Origin of the sequence: Culturomica sp. (genome assembly GCF_003524185.1) — a bacterium.
GTDB lineage: Bacteria > Bacteroidota > Bacteroidia > Bacteroidales > Marinifilaceae > Culturomica > Culturomica massiliensis.
Window position 1 is genome coordinate 162,924 of the sequence record NZ_DOED01000031.1, and the last position, 17,919, is coordinate 180,842.

General features: G+C 36.0%; 13 protein-coding genes. 3 read left to right on the plus strand and 10 right to left on the minus strand.

Annotation, left to right across the window (positions count from 1 at the left end):
* Positions 1–9: 9 nt before the first annotated feature.
* The 10 genes from DD657_RS10890 to DD657_RS10935 all read right to left on the minus strand — a co-directional run bounded on the left by DD657_RS10890 (position 10) and on the right by DD657_RS10935 (position 12,132).
* Positions 10–408 carry an ATP-binding protein gene (locus DD657_RS10890; RefSeq protein ID WP_287049853.1) on the minus strand — a complete coding sequence of 133 codons (399 nt, stop codon included), beginning with the start codon at positions 406–408 and terminating at the stop codon, positions 10–12.
* A complete protein-coding gene (locus DD657_RS10895; RefSeq protein WP_287049854.1) occupies positions 401–3,418 on the minus strand; it encodes a synaptonemal complex protein 1 in 3,018 nt (1,005 codons plus the stop codon). Before DD657_RS10895 ends, DD657_RS10890 begins: the two co-directional genes overlap by 8 nt.
* A gap of 368 nt (positions 3,419–3,786) precedes the next feature.
* Positions 3,787–4,992, minus strand: a complete 1,206-nt coding sequence (locus DD657_RS10900) for a murein hydrolase activator EnvC family protein (RefSeq protein ID WP_287049855.1) — start codon at positions 4,990–4,992, stop codon at positions 3,787–3,789.
* A gap of 13 nt (positions 4,993–5,005) precedes the next feature.
* Positions 5,006–5,869 carry a lipoprotein insertase outer membrane protein LolB1 gene (gene lolB1, locus DD657_RS10905; RefSeq protein ID WP_021987730.1) on the minus strand — a complete coding sequence of 288 codons (864 nt, stop codon included), beginning with the start codon at positions 5,867–5,869 and terminating at the stop codon, positions 5,006–5,008.
* A 30-nt stretch (positions 5,870–5,899) separates the two neighbouring features.
* Entirely contained in the window at positions 5,900–7,621 is a 1,722-nt protein-coding gene (locus DD657_RS10910; protein WP_287049856.1) for a tetratricopeptide repeat protein, read from the minus strand.
* Between the two features lie 28 nt (positions 7,622–7,649).
* The gene (gene dut / locus DD657_RS10915; protein ID WP_068691389.1) at positions 7,650–8,084 is read right to left on the minus strand and encodes a dUTP diphosphatase; all 435 of its coding nucleotides are present in this window, start codon (positions 8,082–8,084) and stop codon (positions 7,650–7,652) included.
* A gap of 54 nt (positions 8,085–8,138) precedes the next feature.
* Complete coding sequence (locus DD657_RS10920) at positions 8,139–9,632, minus strand: lipopolysaccharide biosynthesis protein (protein ID WP_068691387.1); 1,494 nt, start codon at positions 9,630–9,632, stop codon at positions 8,139–8,141.
* 660 nt (positions 9,633–10,292) lie between these two features.
* Positions 10,293–10,643 (minus strand): aspartate 1-decarboxylase, encoded by a 351-nt coding sequence (panD, locus tag DD657_RS10925; RefSeq protein ID WP_287049857.1) that lies wholly within the window; start codon positions 10,641–10,643, stop codon positions 10,293–10,295.
* Positions 10,644–10,679: 36 nt separating this feature from the next.
* Positions 10,680–11,519 carry a pantoate--beta-alanine ligase gene (gene panC / locus DD657_RS10930; protein ID WP_287049858.1) on the minus strand — a complete coding sequence of 280 codons (840 nt, stop codon included), beginning with the start codon at positions 11,517–11,519 and terminating at the stop codon, positions 10,680–10,682.
* A gap of 136 nt (positions 11,520–11,655) precedes the next feature.
* Entirely contained in the window at positions 11,656–12,132 is a 477-nt protein-coding gene (locus DD657_RS10935; protein WP_021987724.1) for an arginine repressor, read from the minus strand.
* A 182-nt stretch (positions 12,133–12,314) separates the two neighbouring features.
* Here DD657_RS10935 and carA point away from each other — a divergent pair, with 182 nt between their 5' ends.
* The 3 genes from carA (at position 12,315) to DD657_RS10950 (ending at position 17,913) form a co-directional block, all read left to right on the plus strand.
* Positions 12,315–13,400 (plus strand): glutamine-hydrolyzing carbamoyl-phosphate synthase small subunit, encoded by a 1,086-nt coding sequence (gene carA / locus DD657_RS10940; protein ID WP_021987723.1) that lies wholly within the window; start codon positions 12,315–12,317, stop codon positions 13,398–13,400.
* Positions 13,401–13,454: 54 nt separating this feature from the next.
* A complete protein-coding gene (gene carB / locus DD657_RS10945) occupies positions 13,455–16,670 on the plus strand; it encodes a carbamoyl-phosphate synthase (glutamine-hydrolyzing) large subunit (RefSeq protein WP_021987722.1) in 3,216 nt (1,071 codons plus the stop codon).
* A 196-nt stretch (positions 16,671–16,866) separates the two neighbouring features.
* A complete protein-coding gene (locus DD657_RS10950) occupies positions 16,867–17,913 on the plus strand; it encodes a hypothetical protein (protein ID WP_021987721.1) in 1,047 nt (348 codons plus the stop codon).
* Positions 17,914–17,919: the final 6 nt, after the last annotated feature.

Below are 17,919 nucleotides of genomic sequence, written 5' to 3' on the forward strand. Positions count from 1 at the left end.
GAATAAGGATTACAAATTGAAAACCAAAGTCACTTTCGAACCGTTGTTTTCAAATACGAGTTCGTCAGTCAGGGTTTTCATCAAATAAAGTCCCCGTCCGGCATCTTTTGTCAGATTATCGGGCAAAGTAGGATCAGGAATATGCGTATAATCAAAACCTTCACCTTCATCAGCCACAGAGACATAAAATTTCTCCGGATCCATCCAGGCTTCAAGAGTCACCAGTTTGTCCGCCGACAGTTTATTTCCGGATAAAATAGCATTATTCACTGCTTCAATCACAGACAAACTAATCTTTCCAAAAAGTTCAGGCTGCAAATTGAAAGTTTCCGTAAAACTTTCAATAAAATTCTCAACTTTGATAATATTTCCGATTTCAGACGGAATAGATAATTCTGCTTTATTCATCACCAAGCTTGATATAATAATTATTGTACAAACTCTTAAAATAAGGATTCAATTTCATATCCGATTTATTTAGATCAGTTTTCACCATACGAATACGACGTTCTGCCGATTTAAAATACGCTTCCGGTCGTTTATATTTCATCTCTGTAGCCGTCACTGACTTTCTTTTCTCTTCATATTCTTCCCTTTCCTTAGAAGCTTTTTCAGAAAGAAGTAATTTATTACAAACCTGATTATTTCTATACATCAAATTATCCGAAATCGAATAATTAGACAAATCCCGGATATTATCATCCAGAAGTTGATTGATTTCGTTCAATAATTGCCTTTCAGCCGGAGAAAGAGTAGCAGCTTGTGACATAAAATCATTCAGACTTTTTCTAAAAAGTTCATTTTCCCGAATCATATTACTGACACCTTGCTGTAAAGGTTTACCTTTTTCCCCGTTTTTCATTTGAGAAATCAAATTTTCCAATTGTTTTTTCAAACCACTCTGAATTTTTTTCATCCCTTCATACCCCTCTTTTCCACTTCCCTGACCTTCCCCGTTTCCTTTCTTCCCCTTCTGATCAGAACCCTTACCGGAACCTTTACCCTCTGATTGACTCTTTTGCAAAGCATCACTCAACGCCAAAGCCATATCATTCAAATAGCTGATAATATACTGCTGTTCTCTGGACAACTCGCTACGCTTATTATTTTGAATATAACCAGGCAACAAACCGAATTTAATTTCTATATCGTAAAATTTATCACTCAATACCGAAGCTAACATCAAATTACTTTTCGCCAAAAGAGACAAACTGTCTTTGACAATCTTATATTCCATTTTTTTCAAATCCTGCAACCGACCTAATTCATTATAACGCGCGCTTTGAGCAGGAGTTTCCGAGAACTGTTTTAACAACTCTTCCTGAGATAACGAAATTACTAAAATATTTTGAATAATCAATTCAATATCATTCTCAGGAATTGACATTTTCGTAAAATTTTGTTGCCGTTGCTCTTCCAACTCTTTGGAAATTTCCCCGGATTTTTCCTTTATATCTTCAGATGTCTTTGAATTGTCTTTCTTATTCGAAATATTATCTTTTTGTTTATCAATCATTTGTGACAATTCACTAAAATCATCACTCATTTTTTTCAAATCAAAAGGTTTTGATAACTGCTGATTATCATTCAACATTCGATCATAATTATTCCTGATATTTTCTAACTTATTTTTTAATTCATTATTTATTTTATTCAAGGAATCCCTACTCAAATCGTTCGATTTCAACGCTTCCTCCAAATTTTTCTGAGACTGTTTAAAGCCATCGAATTGTTGGGAAAGCATGTGATGCTGTTCTTCTACCTGATAACGTTTCAATAATTCAATATTCCGATCCAACTCTTCACTCATTTGATCAAAACTAAGCTTCATCTTTTCATCCAAATCCTGAAACTTATCTTTGGAAAATTCATCGGATAACCTGGAAAATTCATCCATCAGTTTTTTCATCTCGTCATCCATAATTTTATCCAAAAGCTCCTGAATCTTTTCCTGCTTAGATATCAGAATACTGTCCTGACTGGTAAAACTATTATTAAGAGCCGATTTCTTCAAATGGTCTTCCTGAACTTTGTGCAGAAGTTTGTCAAGTTTTTCTTTTTTCTCAACAATATCTTTCGCTAATTGTTGTTTCTCCCAATTATCAACGGAATTATCCAACATTTTTTTCTGAAGATCCTTAACTCCCGAAACAATGTCTTTTGCCAATTTCTCAGCTTCATTCAAAGAATTGTTTACCTGAGCATTTACTTCTGCATTATAATCAAATATCGCATTCAAATCCGGAATCAGGTATTCTTTTGAATCCGAACGGGTACTCTTGGGACCGGAAATACAATCATTATCAAAAACCTCAAAAAAGTAATCAATTTTTGTCTTATCCATACCCGCAAACTCCGCAAAATCAAATTCAAAATAAAACTCCTGCGTATTCGTATTCTTTAAAATATTGACAGGTACAACCGTATTTGTTTTTCCATTCATTGAATAATTGAAACGCAAAGCTGAAAAACCGTAATCATCGGTAATGATACCATAATAATAAAAAACGGAATTCTTTAATGAGTCCTGCACAACGGATAATTGAATACCCGGATACAGATCGGGTATACAGGTCACGTTAAAAGTAATTAATTTTTTTCGGCTAAAATAACGATTGGAACCGTATAACACATACTCGGCAGAACTTCTGATGTCCTTTGAAAAAACAACATTCGAATTATTTTTCAACTTTAAAGGCATCAATTGTCCCCCTGTTTGTCCTATAAAAAGAGAGTCGACAGAAGACAAATGGACATCAAATTTCAAGACAGAACCGAAAAGAACCCTGAAATCTGCAATATTTTTCAATAATTCCGGCTTGAGTCCTGTATAAGCCGGAGAAATCAGATTAACCTGATAATCCGTTATCTCCGGAGAAGGCAATACATTGATCTGAAAAGAACGACTTTCAACACCCGATGTTTTAAAAGAAAAACGTATATCGTTATTCACGACATCAAAATCGTAAACAAACACGGAATCCTTCCTATTCATGTAAAATTCACCCCCGCCAAAACAAACGAATACATTATCATCCGGCAAATATTCGTTTTTTACCAGCAACTGCAATTGAAACGGTTTCCCATATTCCACATTTAAAGATTCATTCAATAAATGAAAATCGATATTCATTCCGGGAACCGATACTTCCTGATAATTTGAGAAATCTGCGTAAATACGCAAAAAAAATTTATGACTACCAAACAATACAAAAATCAGAAACAAAGTACTCACGATAAACCGGAAACATTTTTTCCGAAAAGGTACGAAAACAACAGACCTTTCCGCAATAAGCGATTCATATTTCTGTACAAAAGCAGCTTTCTTCAAATCCGGGTCTCCGGGTACTGCATCAAAACGAAAAGCCAAATGGAATAGAGTAATAAAAATATCCCGCGGTACTTTTACCTCCCGCAAAAATTTTTTTAACAGAAACGACCTCTTAAAATTCCGGGAAATAAAAAACAAAACTACCGGATAGATAAAACAATAAAAAATACCTGTAAATACCCCTGTCCAAAAGAGATAATAGAGAAATGATTTAAAACCGACAGTCAAAAAGGAGCAACGGAATAGAACCCAATACAATAATAAATAGACCAGAATATAGACTAAAAAAATAACAACACCTTTCAACAGATTAAAACCTAACAATTCTAATCCGAAACGATTTAAAAGACGTTTTAAGTTATTTCTTAAACCTTCATATCTATTAATCATCTTCCTTCTCTACACTACCGCAAATATAATAAAGTCTCTAACAATTACTCATAAAAAAGAATATCTTATCGGGCCAACCATATTTCAGGATTTTGTTTATCGGGATCTTGTTTAGTTTTAATAATCCATAACTGAAAATTTAAAATACTCCCTTTTTCAGTATCATAAGCTACTTTTCCGATCGTTTGCTTAGTCGATACTTTTTGTCCCTTTTTTACAACAATATTCACCAAATTAGCATATACCGTAAGAAAATTTCCGTGCCGGACAATTACAGTGTTGTTAAATCCCGGAATCAGTATAATTTCTGAAACCACTCCATTAAAAACAGCCCTTACATCAGCATCCCTCAAAGTTGTTATATTGATACCGTTGTTCGGCATTTTAATCTGTTTATATACAGGATCCGAATTGATTCCGAACTTTTCTGAAATGATTCCCTGATTTACCGGCCAAGGCAATTTACCCTTATTTTTAGCAAAATCATCCGATATCAGTTTTTCTTCCGGAGTCATTTTATAACTACCCGAAGAACTACCAGACTTTTTAGCTTGTTCAGCAATAAGCTTATTTAATTCCCGGGTCAATCGCTCTCTTTTCTTCTGCTCATTCCGTAATTTTCCCGTAATCTCTTTCTCCTTTTTCCGAAAATCCCCGATTATTTGATTTTCATTTTGCTGCTGCTGTGAAAGGTCTTTATTTTTAGCATTGATATCATCCAAAGCTGCATTTTTCTGAAGTATATATTTCTTTAATCTATCATTCCGGATATAAAGTGAATCATTGATCCTCGAAATTTGAGACAGTTGCCGCCGAGAATAATTTTGAATTTGCTCAAAATATTTATAACGGTTATATGCCTGATTAAAATCGGAAGAAGAAAAAATAAACATCAAACGATCCGTCTTATTTCTTTTTTTCCACAAACCGTAAATCAATTTACCATATAAATCCAGCATAGATTCCCTGTCGGCAATCAACTCTGAAATTCTTTTTTCATTACTCTGAATCTGACCTTCAAAATAACGGACTTCCTGATTTAAAGAATTAATTATGCGCTTACTCTGCACTATTTTCTGTTGAATAAGATTCAGTCTTTCCAAAGAAAACGATTTACTGTTCTGTGTTTCCTTCAACAATTTATTCAAATAAGAAATCTGCTTTTCACTTTGTTCTTTTTCCTTTTTAATCTGATTGATAGATTGAGCAGTAAGCGATCCGCATAAAAACAGAAATAAAATCAATAATATGCCATTATATGGAAATTTCATAAGCATAAATTTACTACTCTGTGGAACTGATTAATTGTTTATATTTCGCAGGTACCCGAAAAGTAGGTGTTACATTTACATCAAATTCCAAACGGGAAAGTTTCAACACAACTTTTATTCTATTCTCATCGAAATTTGAACTAAAAATCATTTTTTCCGGAAAAATTTTTCCGTTAATATCTTTAAAATCACTGTATACGGCAGTTATACCCATATCTTCTTCCAAATCTTCCAAAGTCAATTTATACGGACGAAAATACTCCGGATCGATATGTATTTTTTGCAATACCAATGCAAAATCCTTGTTCTTTCTTTTCTTTTTAAAAAATTTCTTGATCTTTCGGTTTATCGCTCTTTTCTGGATATTCGAAAGCACATAATCATTGTCTGTCCGCTCAAATTTAAACTTATCATTCCTGGATTCACTACTGCTACAATCCTCTAAATTGAAATATACATTAGTCAATATCTTCTGAATGCACGAAAAACTGATACTTATACCAAATCTATCATAAAAGAATCCGTAATCTGTCAACAGATATTTCTTGTTGTAAGAATCTAAAAATTTTACACTGTCAGGCGTCAGATATATTCTGGCTACTTCAATTCCTAAAGGAGCAGTTACAGACATCCATATAAAACTGTCCCTTCGAATCCTCAGCATACCTTTGAGACTGTTTTCTTTCCCGTTTATATCGACTGAAAGTTCTACTTTTTTAGAATATAATGTATTATAATTTAATTCACTATTCTCTATATTTTTAAACAGTTTAACTTCACCGATATTACTGGTTTCCTTATAAATAACTGCTTTTTTCATCGGACTGCAAGAAAACAGCAAACATGAAAACAACAGAAAGAAAAAAAATCTGTTCATTTGATACCCACTTTCAACGTTCCAAAGAAATTAAAATTTATGTTCTCCGGAAATTTTAGCCGGAAGATCACTGCTTGTCTCGTCTCCTGCTTCCATAGCCTTCTTCCACATTTCCACAGCTTTCTCCTTATCTCCGTTCATATACAATATATCACCGTAATGCTCATATAATACACCGGAAACCTCTTTTGAATATTGCATAGCTAACTTCATATAATACAAAGCTTGAGAATAATCTTTCCGCATATACAAAACCCAGGCATAAGTATCGAGATAAGTTCCGTTCTCAGACTCCAAAGTAACAGCCTGGGAACTCATTCTTTCGGCTTTACTCAGATTCTCACCCAAAAGTGAAAGATAATAAGCGTAATTATTCAAAACCATCGCATCGTTCGGATTAATATTCAATACATTGTCAAACATACGGAACGCCTCCTGAACACTGTCCAGATTATAATAACAATCTCCGAGATACGAATAAAACTGAGCCTTTAAATGTATATTTTCATCAGTAAGCTTTAATCCGTCTTTAAAGAAATCAACGGCATCCTTATAATTCTTCTCCATCATTAAAGAAATACCCGCTAAAACATAAGGCAAAGGTTGCTCCGGAAAATATTTAATAGCTTCAACACTTTTTGTATACATACAGGCCGTATCCGTCATTTCATTGCACAACAGCAATAATTCCTGCCAGATAGCGAAATTATTTTTATCCTGAGAAAGAATATATTCCAACTCACCTCTCGCTTCATTCAATTTATTTTCTTTTTTCAGAAAATCAGAATGCAAAGCCCGGATCGAAAGATCGTCCCTGTACTTATTAACTAATAAATCCACATAAGCATTCAATTGATTGTCAGAAACTTTAATTGTATCACCACTTAAAACCAATTTCAAAATATACTGTACCTTAAAAGAATTATCAAGTTCATCACTCAACAATGCCTTCCTTACATGTTTATCAGCATTTTCCAATTGATTTTTATCCCTGTAATAATCAGAAAGATATAAATGGACGAAACCGTTATCCGGATCTGCAGCCAACAACTTATTCAATATTTGCAATCCTTTCTTATCCTGGTTATAATTAAAATAAAGCTCGGCCAGCAAACTCAAATATTCATTTTTCTCCGGATATTTCCGAATCAATTTCAAAAGTTCATTAGAAGCTCCTTTTAAATTATTAAGTTTTGTATAAAGCTTTATTTTTTCTATCGTAACAGGCTCCGTTATGCCATTCTGTTTTTCATAGCGGTCGTATACATCTATTGCCTGTTGCCATTTTTCGACAGAAGTGTACAAATTCGCTTCTATCAAATAAAACTCTTCCTTATCCGGATATTTTGCTATGATATCGGCATATACATTACAAGCTTCTTCAATCATAGCTTTTTTCTGCAATACATTAGCCAGTAATAATTTATACCATAAATTTCCCGGATTACCGGCTACAGCTTCACGGGCCAATTGCAAAGCACCGTTATAATCTTCCGTCAATACAAGAATATTGGCTATTTCATACTTAACAACAGGACTTTCCGGATATATTTTCAAACAATTATCATACCATCCCAAAGCCGTTTGTAAATCACCCGTAATTTTAGACCGGATACCTTCCATAAAGGAATAATCAAATTCCAGTTTTGATTTTTCATCCAAACTCTCATAACCGTCCACTTTCTTTTTATCGTCAGCAAAAACACTGATATTCAAAAGAAAAATAAGAAAAAAAACAAATCCTATCTTCATATTCCTTTATTCAGTTAATCTGTTAGATTTAATTTTTACCGGTATGCCCGAATCCGCCGGATCCTCTTTCTGTCGCATTCAATTCGTTTACTTCAATCAATTCAGCCTGCTCAACCTTATTGATCACCATCTGGCATATCCGTTCTCCATCCTTAATACTGATTACATTATTCGACAGATTTACGACAATAACTCCTATTTCTCCCCGATAATCTGCATCTATCGTACCCGGACTATTCAATAACCCCAATCCTTCATTTAAAGCCAAACCGCTGCGCGGACGTATCTGAGCTTCATATCCTTCCGGTAATTCTATATACAAACCCGTAGGTATCAGTTTTCTTTCCAACGGTTGCAAAACAATTGTGTCTTCAATATTTGCTCTAAGATCCATACCCGCTGAAAAACGAGTTTTGTATTCAGGCAGCGGATGCTTCGATTTGTTTACGATACTTATTTGCATTTTTCCAACTTTAAATCAACTTTATTTGCATTTATTTATTGAAGAGCAAAGATACTACTTTTTGCGAAACATCTTATAAATAAAATCTTTACTAAATATAAACTTCATTTCCCGATATAAAAATAACAGTATAAAAATAAATAACAAAGGCATTCTGGCTATACAGGTAAGCCAGGCATTTTCAAACCTGATATATTTTCCGATAAAATAAAAGACTAATGCCACCGAAAAATAAAAAGCAATTTTTTTCAAATCATAACTGATCTTATAAAACTTCTTTCCCCAGATTAAAGATAAAATACACATCACCAGAAAACAACAGAAAACGGCATATGCCGATCCCATATACCCGATTCGGGGCAATAGTATAAAATTCATAGAAACAGTAATAATACAGCCTATTACAGACATATAAGCACCGTACATTGTTTTATCCGTCAGTTTATACCATAACGAAAGCGAATAATACATTCCCTGAAATAAATTAGCCATCAACACCCAGGGAACAATAATAATACCTGAATAATATTCCGGAGTACGCACAAAATATTTGATAATATCTATCCAATACATAATCCCTAAAAATATAATCAGCCCGAATCCTGTAAAATATAAAAATACGTCCTGATAGACCTTTTTGGAATCTTCGTGTTTGGAATAACTGAAAAAGAAAGGTTCGAAAGCATATTTAAACCCTTGGGTAAAAATATACATAATCAAAGCCAGTTTATAGTTAGCACCGTATATTCCGGTCATCGCCATAGCTTCCTGCGAACTCATCACCTGCCCGAGTACTTTAGGCATCCAGGATTGTGCCCCTTGCAAATTGATCATGCCGGCCAGACTGACAATAAAAATAGGAAATGAATACTTCATAATGTCTTTCAGTAATCCCCAGGAAAAATAAAACCGGAATTTAGACATATAAGGAACCAGCATCAGAAATGTCACTACAGAAGCTATCAAATAGGCAATAAAAATATAGATAATCCCTCCTGCCGGATCATAGAACGGTATGTGAATTCCGTTTTTTTCCAGATAAGGACACAATACAAGAAAAAATAAATTGAGAGCAATATTCACCCCGACATTGACCAATTTAACGACACCGAAACGTATCGGTCTGCCTTGAAGTCGCAACAAAGCGAAAGGTATGGAACTAATAGCGTCTATACCAATAGTCAGTATCAGCAAAGTAAGGTAATTCTTATGATCCGGTATCTCTAAAAAATCAGCAATGCCGGGAAGAAAAGAAAAAGCAACGATAAAAAACAGGAGAGTCGTACCTGTCAGTGAAAACATCAAAGTAGAAAATACTTTATTACTGTTATCTTTTGTACTGAATCGGAAAAATCCTGTTTCAGTACCGTAAGTAAGTATTACCATTAACAAAGCAATGTACGACATTAAATTGGTTACTATGCCGTATTCACTGGCAGGAAAAATCCCTGCATACAAAGGAACCAGTAACCAATTGACAAAACGTCCCAGAATCGTTGTGAAACCATAAATAATGGTATCACCGGCCAGTTTTTTTAAAGGATTCATAATTCGCTGTATTTTCCCATATTGGTGGCAAAGGTAACGAATGGACGTTTTAAACGAACATATTATTATTATTATATTTCTATTTTTTAAAAATTATTATGAATATGAATATAGGATGTTAGTATATGGAAAAACTCTTGATTAAAATTGTTGTTTATTTCGTTATTAAAAATCAGATATACGGTTATAAACAATAGAATAAAATTGAATCTATTGAAAATTAAATAGATAGAGTAGTTATTAACAAATGTTAGTATCGAGAACAGATAGAAAAAAATAGTTATTTATTTTAAAAAATATGTTGGTAATTTGTATAAAGATTTTCGGTTAAATCTGTTTTCTATTTTTTGAAATTTCCGGAAAAAACATAATGAATTTCAAAATCCGAATTATCAAATTTTTTTTTCATTTTCAGTTCATTTTTTACTAACATTCAATCGACAGTTCGTAACAACTTTTTAACAGGCAGTAATGTACTTCCGATTTGTTTTTTAGCCGGGATAAATTATGGAATATACTTTTTGTAACTATACTTTGTACTGGTTATCAGTTATTTGATAACTGTATATTTTGATGGATACATTACGTTATTTTAAGATATTGAAAAAAGAAAAGCTACCGCCTTTTGAACGGTAGCCTTATTTTTTTGAGGTGTTTTTATCAGATCAACTGATTAGTGGTTGTATCTGGAAATACAAGAGTAGGTTTGTGTTGTTTTGCTTCTTCGAAATCCATAGAAGCATAAGAAATAATGATAACGATGTCTCCGACTGCACATTTTCTGGCTGCCGGACCGTTAAGGCAAACTATTCCTGAATTTCTTTCTCCTTTGATAACGTAAGTTTCTATTCTTTCTCCGTTATTCACATTGACGATTTGTACTTTTTCGTTTTCAATGATGTTTGCAGCTTCCATTAAAGCCGCATCAATCGTAACACTGCCTACATATTGCAGGTTTGCTTCGGTTACTGTTACTTTGTGAATTTTTGATTTTACAACTTCAATGAACATATCGGTTATTTTAGATTGTAAATTTTAAGTTCAAGATCAGAGTATAATATTGTCAATCAAACGAATTTTTCCGGCATAAACCGCTACACACACAACTTTCGTTCCTTTTTCATTCCAGTTTTCAATAACTTTAAGTGTAGTATCATCGACGATTTCAACATATTCGGTTTCCAGATAGGGATTGTTGTTGATTTCTTCTGTGATCCATTTTTTCAGATCGGCTACACTCATTTCGGCAACTAAGTTACGTGCTTTTTTTAAGGTAGCGTATATATGAGGAGCATTTTTTTTATGTTCTTCCTCCAGTAAGGCATTTCGGGAACTGAGTGCTAAACCGCTTTCTTCACGGACAATGGGACAGGGAATGATTTCGATGTTGTATTTCAATTGATTTACCATATTTTTAATGATAGCAACCTGTTGAAAATCTTTCATTCCGAAAAATGCTTTGTGCGGTTGAACGATATCGAATAAACGGCTTACTACCTGACCTACACCATTGAAATGTCCCGGTCTTTTAGCTCCTTCCATAACAGTTTCCAGATAACCGAAATTGAATTTTCGGGTATCTTTTTCCGGATAAATTTCTTCTACGGAAGGCATAAATACAAGATCGCACCCGGCTGTTCTTAATAATTCAGCATCTTTTTCCGGAGTACGTGGGTAACGTTTTAAATCTTCTGGATCATTGAATTGAGTCGGGTTGACAAAAACACTTGTCACGGCTATATCACAACTGTTTTTACATGCTTTTACGAGAGAAAGATGTCCGTTGTGCAAAGCACCCATAGTGGGTACGAAACCAACACATTTACCTTCTTTTTTATAGCCTTCAATGAGGCTAAACAGTTCATTTTTAGTATAAATAACTTTCATGATACTTGTTTAAAATCCGGGGTGCAAGTTTACAAACTATTTTCGAGATAAGAGCACAAATAATTTATAAAGTTTGTTTTATTCGGATTTTGAAGCGTATTTATGCCGGTTGATTATATTGTTTTTTGAATTGCAGTTATTTGTATAATGATCGCATGTCCGGATGAACGGAGGTGAGTACTTCTACCAGCTGGCTCCGGCTGACACCTTCTCTCATAACGATAACAATAGTATCTTCTCCGGCAATTGTACCTAATATTTCAAAATAATTTTCGCTGTCAATCAATACAGTAACAGCATTGGCATAACCCGGTAATGTTTTTATAACGGCGATATTACCGGAAAAATCAATACCTAAAATAGCATCCGTAATAATGGAAGATATTTTCTCTTCCCGTTGTTCATTTACACTTTCAGGTACTATATATATATATCCTTTTTCTTTATGAGGTATTTTAGCAACCTTCATGAATTTAAGATCCCGTGAGAGAGTACTTTGGGTAGCTTCTACACCTAATTCTTTTAAGCGGAATAACAACTCCTCCTGGGAAGAGATCAGTTCAGATTCAATTAATTTCCGGATAGTCAAAAGTCTTTTGGTCTTGTTTCTCATAATGAAGCTTATTTTAGTGGAACAAAAATAATAAACCCCTTCGATATATAATAATGAATGCTTTATATTTTTAAAACGTCTTAAATGCATAAATATTAAAAAATATTACATATTCATTCCTTGCAAAAGCAAAAAACAATAGCTACCTTTGTCCCAATTTGGACATAAGGTATTTAATGAATATGCAAAATCTGAAAAAAGCACAACTGGTTCTGGAAGACGGAACCATTTTTGAAGGGACCTCTTTCGGATACGAACAGTCAGTATCGGGAGAGGTCGTTTTTTATACGGCAATGACGGGATATCCCGAAAGTTTGACTGACCCGTCCTACAAGGGACAGATTTTAGTACCCACTTATCCGATGATTGGTAATTACGGAGTACCTGTCGATACCAAGCAAGATGATTTGCCGGCTTTTTTTGAATCGGATAAAATTCACTGTACGGCGTTAATTATTTCCGATTATTCATTTGAATACAGTCATTGGAATTCTCAAAAAAGTCTCGGGCAATGGTTAAAAGATCAGAAGGTACCGGGACTTTTTGGTATAGATACCCGGGCTTTGACGAAAAAATTACGCGAACACGGAGCTATGTTGGGCAAAATCGTTTTTGCCGGACAGGATGTCGATTTTTACGATCCCAATAAAGAAAATATAGTAGCACAGGTATCTACCTCTGAAGTGAAAGAATATGGAAATGGGAAATATGAGGTGGTATTGGTAGATTGTGGAGTGAAGTATAATATCATCCGTTGTCTTTTAAAACGGGGAGTAAAGGTGAAACGGGTGCCCTGGGATTATGATTTTACCAGTGAAGAATGCGACGGTATTTTCCTGTCAAACGGTCCCGGTGATCCGGCCCAATGTGAAAAAACGATTGAAAATATTCGGAAAGTCCTTGATAAGAACATACCTATTATGGGTATTTGTTTGGGAAATCAATTGATGGCCAGAGCTGCGGGGGCAGAAACCTACAAATTGAAATACGGTCATCGCAGTCATAACCAGCCGGTTGTCGAGCCGGGTAAAAATCGTTGTTACATTACTTCTCAAAATCATGGCTTTGCTATTGACGATAAAACTTTGCCTGTCGATTGGGAACCGCTTTTTGTCAATGTAAATGACGGAACGAATGAAGGTATACGTCATAAAAACAAACCGTTTTTTTCCGCCCAATTTCATCCGGAAGCATCCAGCGGACCGGTAGATACCGAATACCTGTTCGACGAGTTTATTAAAAATATAGAAGTGAGTAAAAATCGGTAAGATTATAGGTGAAAAATAAGGTAGAAAGTTATAATCTGTAATTTGCATTTGAAAATGAAGGAAATAAATAAAATATTATTACTGGGGTCCGGAGCATTGAAAATCGGGGAAGCCGGAGAATTTGATTATTCCGGTTCTCAGGCATTGAAAGCCATCCGGGAAGAAGGAAAATACAGTGTGCTGATTAATCCGAATATTGCGACAGTACAAACTTCAGAAGGAGTTGCCGATAAAATTTATTATTTGCCGGTTACTCCGGAATTTGTAGAAAAAGTAATTGAAAAGGAAAGACCAGACGGTATACTTCTTTCTTTTGGAGGACAGACGGCTTTGAATTGTGGGGTGGCTCTGTATAAAAGCGGGGTATTGGAGAAATACGGAGTAGAAGTATTGGGTACGCCGATTCAGGCGATTATTGATACCGAAGACCGGGAAATCTTTGCCGGAAAATTACACGAGATCGATGTAAAAACACCCCGCAGTATTGCTGCCAATAATATGGACGAAGCCTTAAAAGCTGCTGAAGTATTGGGATTCCCTTTGATTATCAGGGCTGCATATACTTTGGGAGGTCTTGGTTCCGGCTTTTGTTCGGATATAGAGGAATTGAAAAAATTGGCCGGAAGTGCTTTTTCGTATTCTCCTCAGGTGTTAGTGGAAGAATCTCTGAAAGGTTGGAAAGAGATTGAATATGAAGTAGTGCGTGACCAGTATGATAATTGTATTACGGTATGTAATATGGAAAACTTCGATCCGTTGGGTATACATACGGGAGAAAGTATTGTAGTAGCGCCTTCACAGACATTGAGCAACAGCGAATATCATAAATTGCGGGAAATAGCTATTAAAATTATCCGTCATATCGGTATTGTAGGTGAATGTAATGTACAATATACATTGGACCCGAATTCAGAAGATTACCGTGTGATCGAAGTAAACGCCCGTCTGTCCCGTTCCAGTGCATTGGCATCTAAGGCTACAGGATATCCTTTGGCCTTTGTAGCGGCTAAATTGGCTATGGGATACGGTTTACATGAAATCAAGAATTCCGTTACCAAAGTTACGACGGCTTGTTTCGAGCCGGCATTGGATTATATCGTTTGTAAAATTCCCCGCTGGGATTTGAACAAATTCGAAGGGGTGTCTAAATTGATCGGCTCTTCCATGAAAAGTGTAGGAGAAATCATGGCTATCGGACGTACTTTTGAAGAAGTAATTCAGAAAGGACTTCGTATGGTCGGTCAGGGAATGCACGGTTTTGTTGGAAATAAAAAAGAAGTAAAAGATATCGACGAAGAGTTGATGAATCCGACGGATAACCGGATTTTTGCTATAGCAGCAGCTTTCGATAAGGGATATTCTGTAGATAAGATCCACAATATGACTAAAATCGACAAATGGTTTTTGGTGCGTTTGGAAAATATCCACAGGATGAAAGAAGAGCTGAGTAAATATACGACAGTGCGGGGAGTGATGCCTGCTACCTTGAAGAAAGCGAAACAGATGGGATTTTCCGATTTTCAGATCGGCCGCCTGACAATAAAGGACGATGCTCTTACTGCACATCAGAAAATGTTGAAGGTAAGGGAATACCGTAAAGAATTGGAAATTACACCCTGTATTAAACAGATTGATACATTGGCGGGAGAATATCCGGCGAAAACCAATTACCTGTACGCTACTTATAACGGAGCAGAAACGGATATAACCTACGAGCATGACGGAAAATCGGTTATTGTACTGGGTTCCGGCGCTTATCGGATCGGGAGTAGTGTGGAATTCGACTGGTGTTGTGTAAGTGCTGTCAATGCAATTAAAAAAGCCGGCTATCGTTCGGTAATGATTAATTATAATCCCGAAACGGTAAGTACGGACTATGATACCTGTGACCGTCTTTATTTTGACGAGCTTTCTTTCGAGCGGGTAATGGATATTGTGGATTTGGAAGAGCCGAAAGGGGTCATTGTGTCTACCGGCGGACAAATACCGAACAATTTGGCTATGCGTTTGTATGGGCAGCATGTCAATATCCTGGGTACTTCGGCTTTGTCTATTGACAGGGCGGAAGATCGTCAGAAATTTTCCACCATGTGCGACCAACTGGGAATCGATCAGCCGAGATGGCGGGAATTGACCAGTATTGAAGACATATATAAATTTATAGATGAAGTAGGATTTCCTTTGTTGATACGTCCTTCTTACGTTCTTTCCGGTGCTGCTATGAATGTGGTTTCAAATCGGGAAGAATTGTTACATTTTCTGGAATTGGCAGCAGAAGTATCGAAAGACCATCCGGTAGTTGTAACCGAGTTTGTACAACAGGCTAAAGAAGTGGAAATCGATGCTGTTGCGCAGGATGGAGTTGTAAAGGCCTACGCAATCAGTGAGCATGTCGAATTTGCAGGAGTGCATTCTGGAGATGCGACCATTGTCTTTCCGGCTCAAAAATTGTATATCGAAACCATTCGCCGGATCAAGAAAATAGCCCGGTCGATTGCGAAAGAATTGAATATTTCGGGTCCTTTCAATATGCAGTTTCTGGCAAAAGACAACGATATCAAAGTGATTGAATGTAATCTGCGGGCTTCCCGGAGTTTCCCCTTCGTATCCAAAGTATTGAAGTACAATTTTGTGGAGATGGCTACCCGGATAATGCTGGGAGAACAGGTAGAAGAATTGCATAAATCGGTATTTGATTTGGATTATGTCGGAGTGAAAGCCTCTCAATTCTCGTTTGCCCGGTTATTGAAGGCGGACCCTGTATTGGGAGTTGATATGTCTTCTACCGGAGAAGTGGGTTGTATAGGTGAAAACTACTATGAGGCGATCTTGAAAAGTATGTTGTCTGTAGGGCACCGGATTCCCGAAAAAAACATTTTGATTTCATCCGGCCCGGCCCGTTCGAAAGTAGAACTGCTTGAATCGACCAAAATGTTGATAAATAAAGGTTATAATATTTTTGCTACTGCGGGTACAGCTAAATTTCTGGCGGAAAACGGAATTGACGTTACAATATTGTATTGGCCGGATGAAGCAAAAGAACCCAATATTATGGATTACCTGAAAAATAAGAAAATCGATATGGTAATCAATATTCCGAAAAACCTGACCAAACGGGAATTGGACAACGGATATAAGATTCGCCGGGCTGCTGTCGATTACAATATTCCGTTACTGACGAATGCCCGTTTAGCAAGTGCTTTTATTTATGCGATTTGTAAAGTAGATCGTAAGGATATAGCAATTAAAAGCTGGGATGAGTACAGATAGGATGAGTATTTTGTAGATTGACGTAAAAAAGAACAATTGTCAATCACAATCAATATTGAATTGTGAACAGAGAATATGGGGGCAGATTGCTCCCATATTTTTTAACCTTGTTAAACTCTTCTTTTCTTCTTTTTTTAATTTATTTTTCTTCTATTTTTATCACGTGTTAATGATGTGAACGAATAGTTGAGTGTGTATGCGATATGATAGACGTGTGGGAATATTGTGCGTGTGTGTGTGGTGTATATGGTGTGGGATTTGTAAGGGAGAATTGCCGGATGGCTTGGTTTTGATAACCGGACAGGATGAGTCTGAACGGGTTTGTCATAGGATATTACAGGATGACGAGTCTTTAAAAACTTTATTCGATCCGGAGGAACGTAGTTTTTACGTCAATGAGCCTTTACAAATCCGGTTGGTAAAAAAACGGGAGCTTTTGCTGCGTTTTTATTCTCCCCGTAGTGTCCGGAATGTGATATTATGGGCAAGGCTATCCTCCTCCGGAGAGCAGTTTAAATTGGCGGAATTTTCTTATATTCCGGCTTTTGCCGAATATCGGATTCCTTTGTCTTTTCTAAAAAACCGGTGTAAATATCATACACGTTCGGGTAGGGAAATCCCGCTTGAAAAAAAAGATTTTGATAAAGAGACATTTAAGTTGGAAATTGAAAGTTCAGATGCCTATTACCGGCAATTGACAGCGACGGATTGCCGGTGGAAAATTTCTTTTGGAGATTATACCGGTGAGCATTGGAGACCTTTGCAACCTGCACATGCGCGGGAAGCTGTAGCCGTGGCTCTTAATATGGCTTATCTTTTTTCCACGAATGAATTTAGGCAAATGCTGAAGACCTGTCAGGGTAAATTCTTTAAAGATAACCAAGGGACGGAAATAGACATAAAAGAATTATACAATCGTATTTTTAACTTGCCGGCATTGGTATACGGACGTGTTTCTGGCGTAAACGGATTGGGTGGAGGAACTATTTTCGGATTGGCGGAGTGGTGTTATTTGGAGCATTATGCAGATGCAGGATGTATCACACACACACTGTTTCATGAATTCGCCCACTGTCTCGGATATACACATGAGGGAAACATGACCTATGAAAATAATCTGGGACGAGGATGGGTGAGTTTCTGTGGTGAACTTTACCGTAAGTTAGGCATGGAAAAGAAATTACCCGTATATTCCTGCCGTTTTTTGGATACGCGAAACAGTGGTATTGCCATAAAGCGATAAAATTTA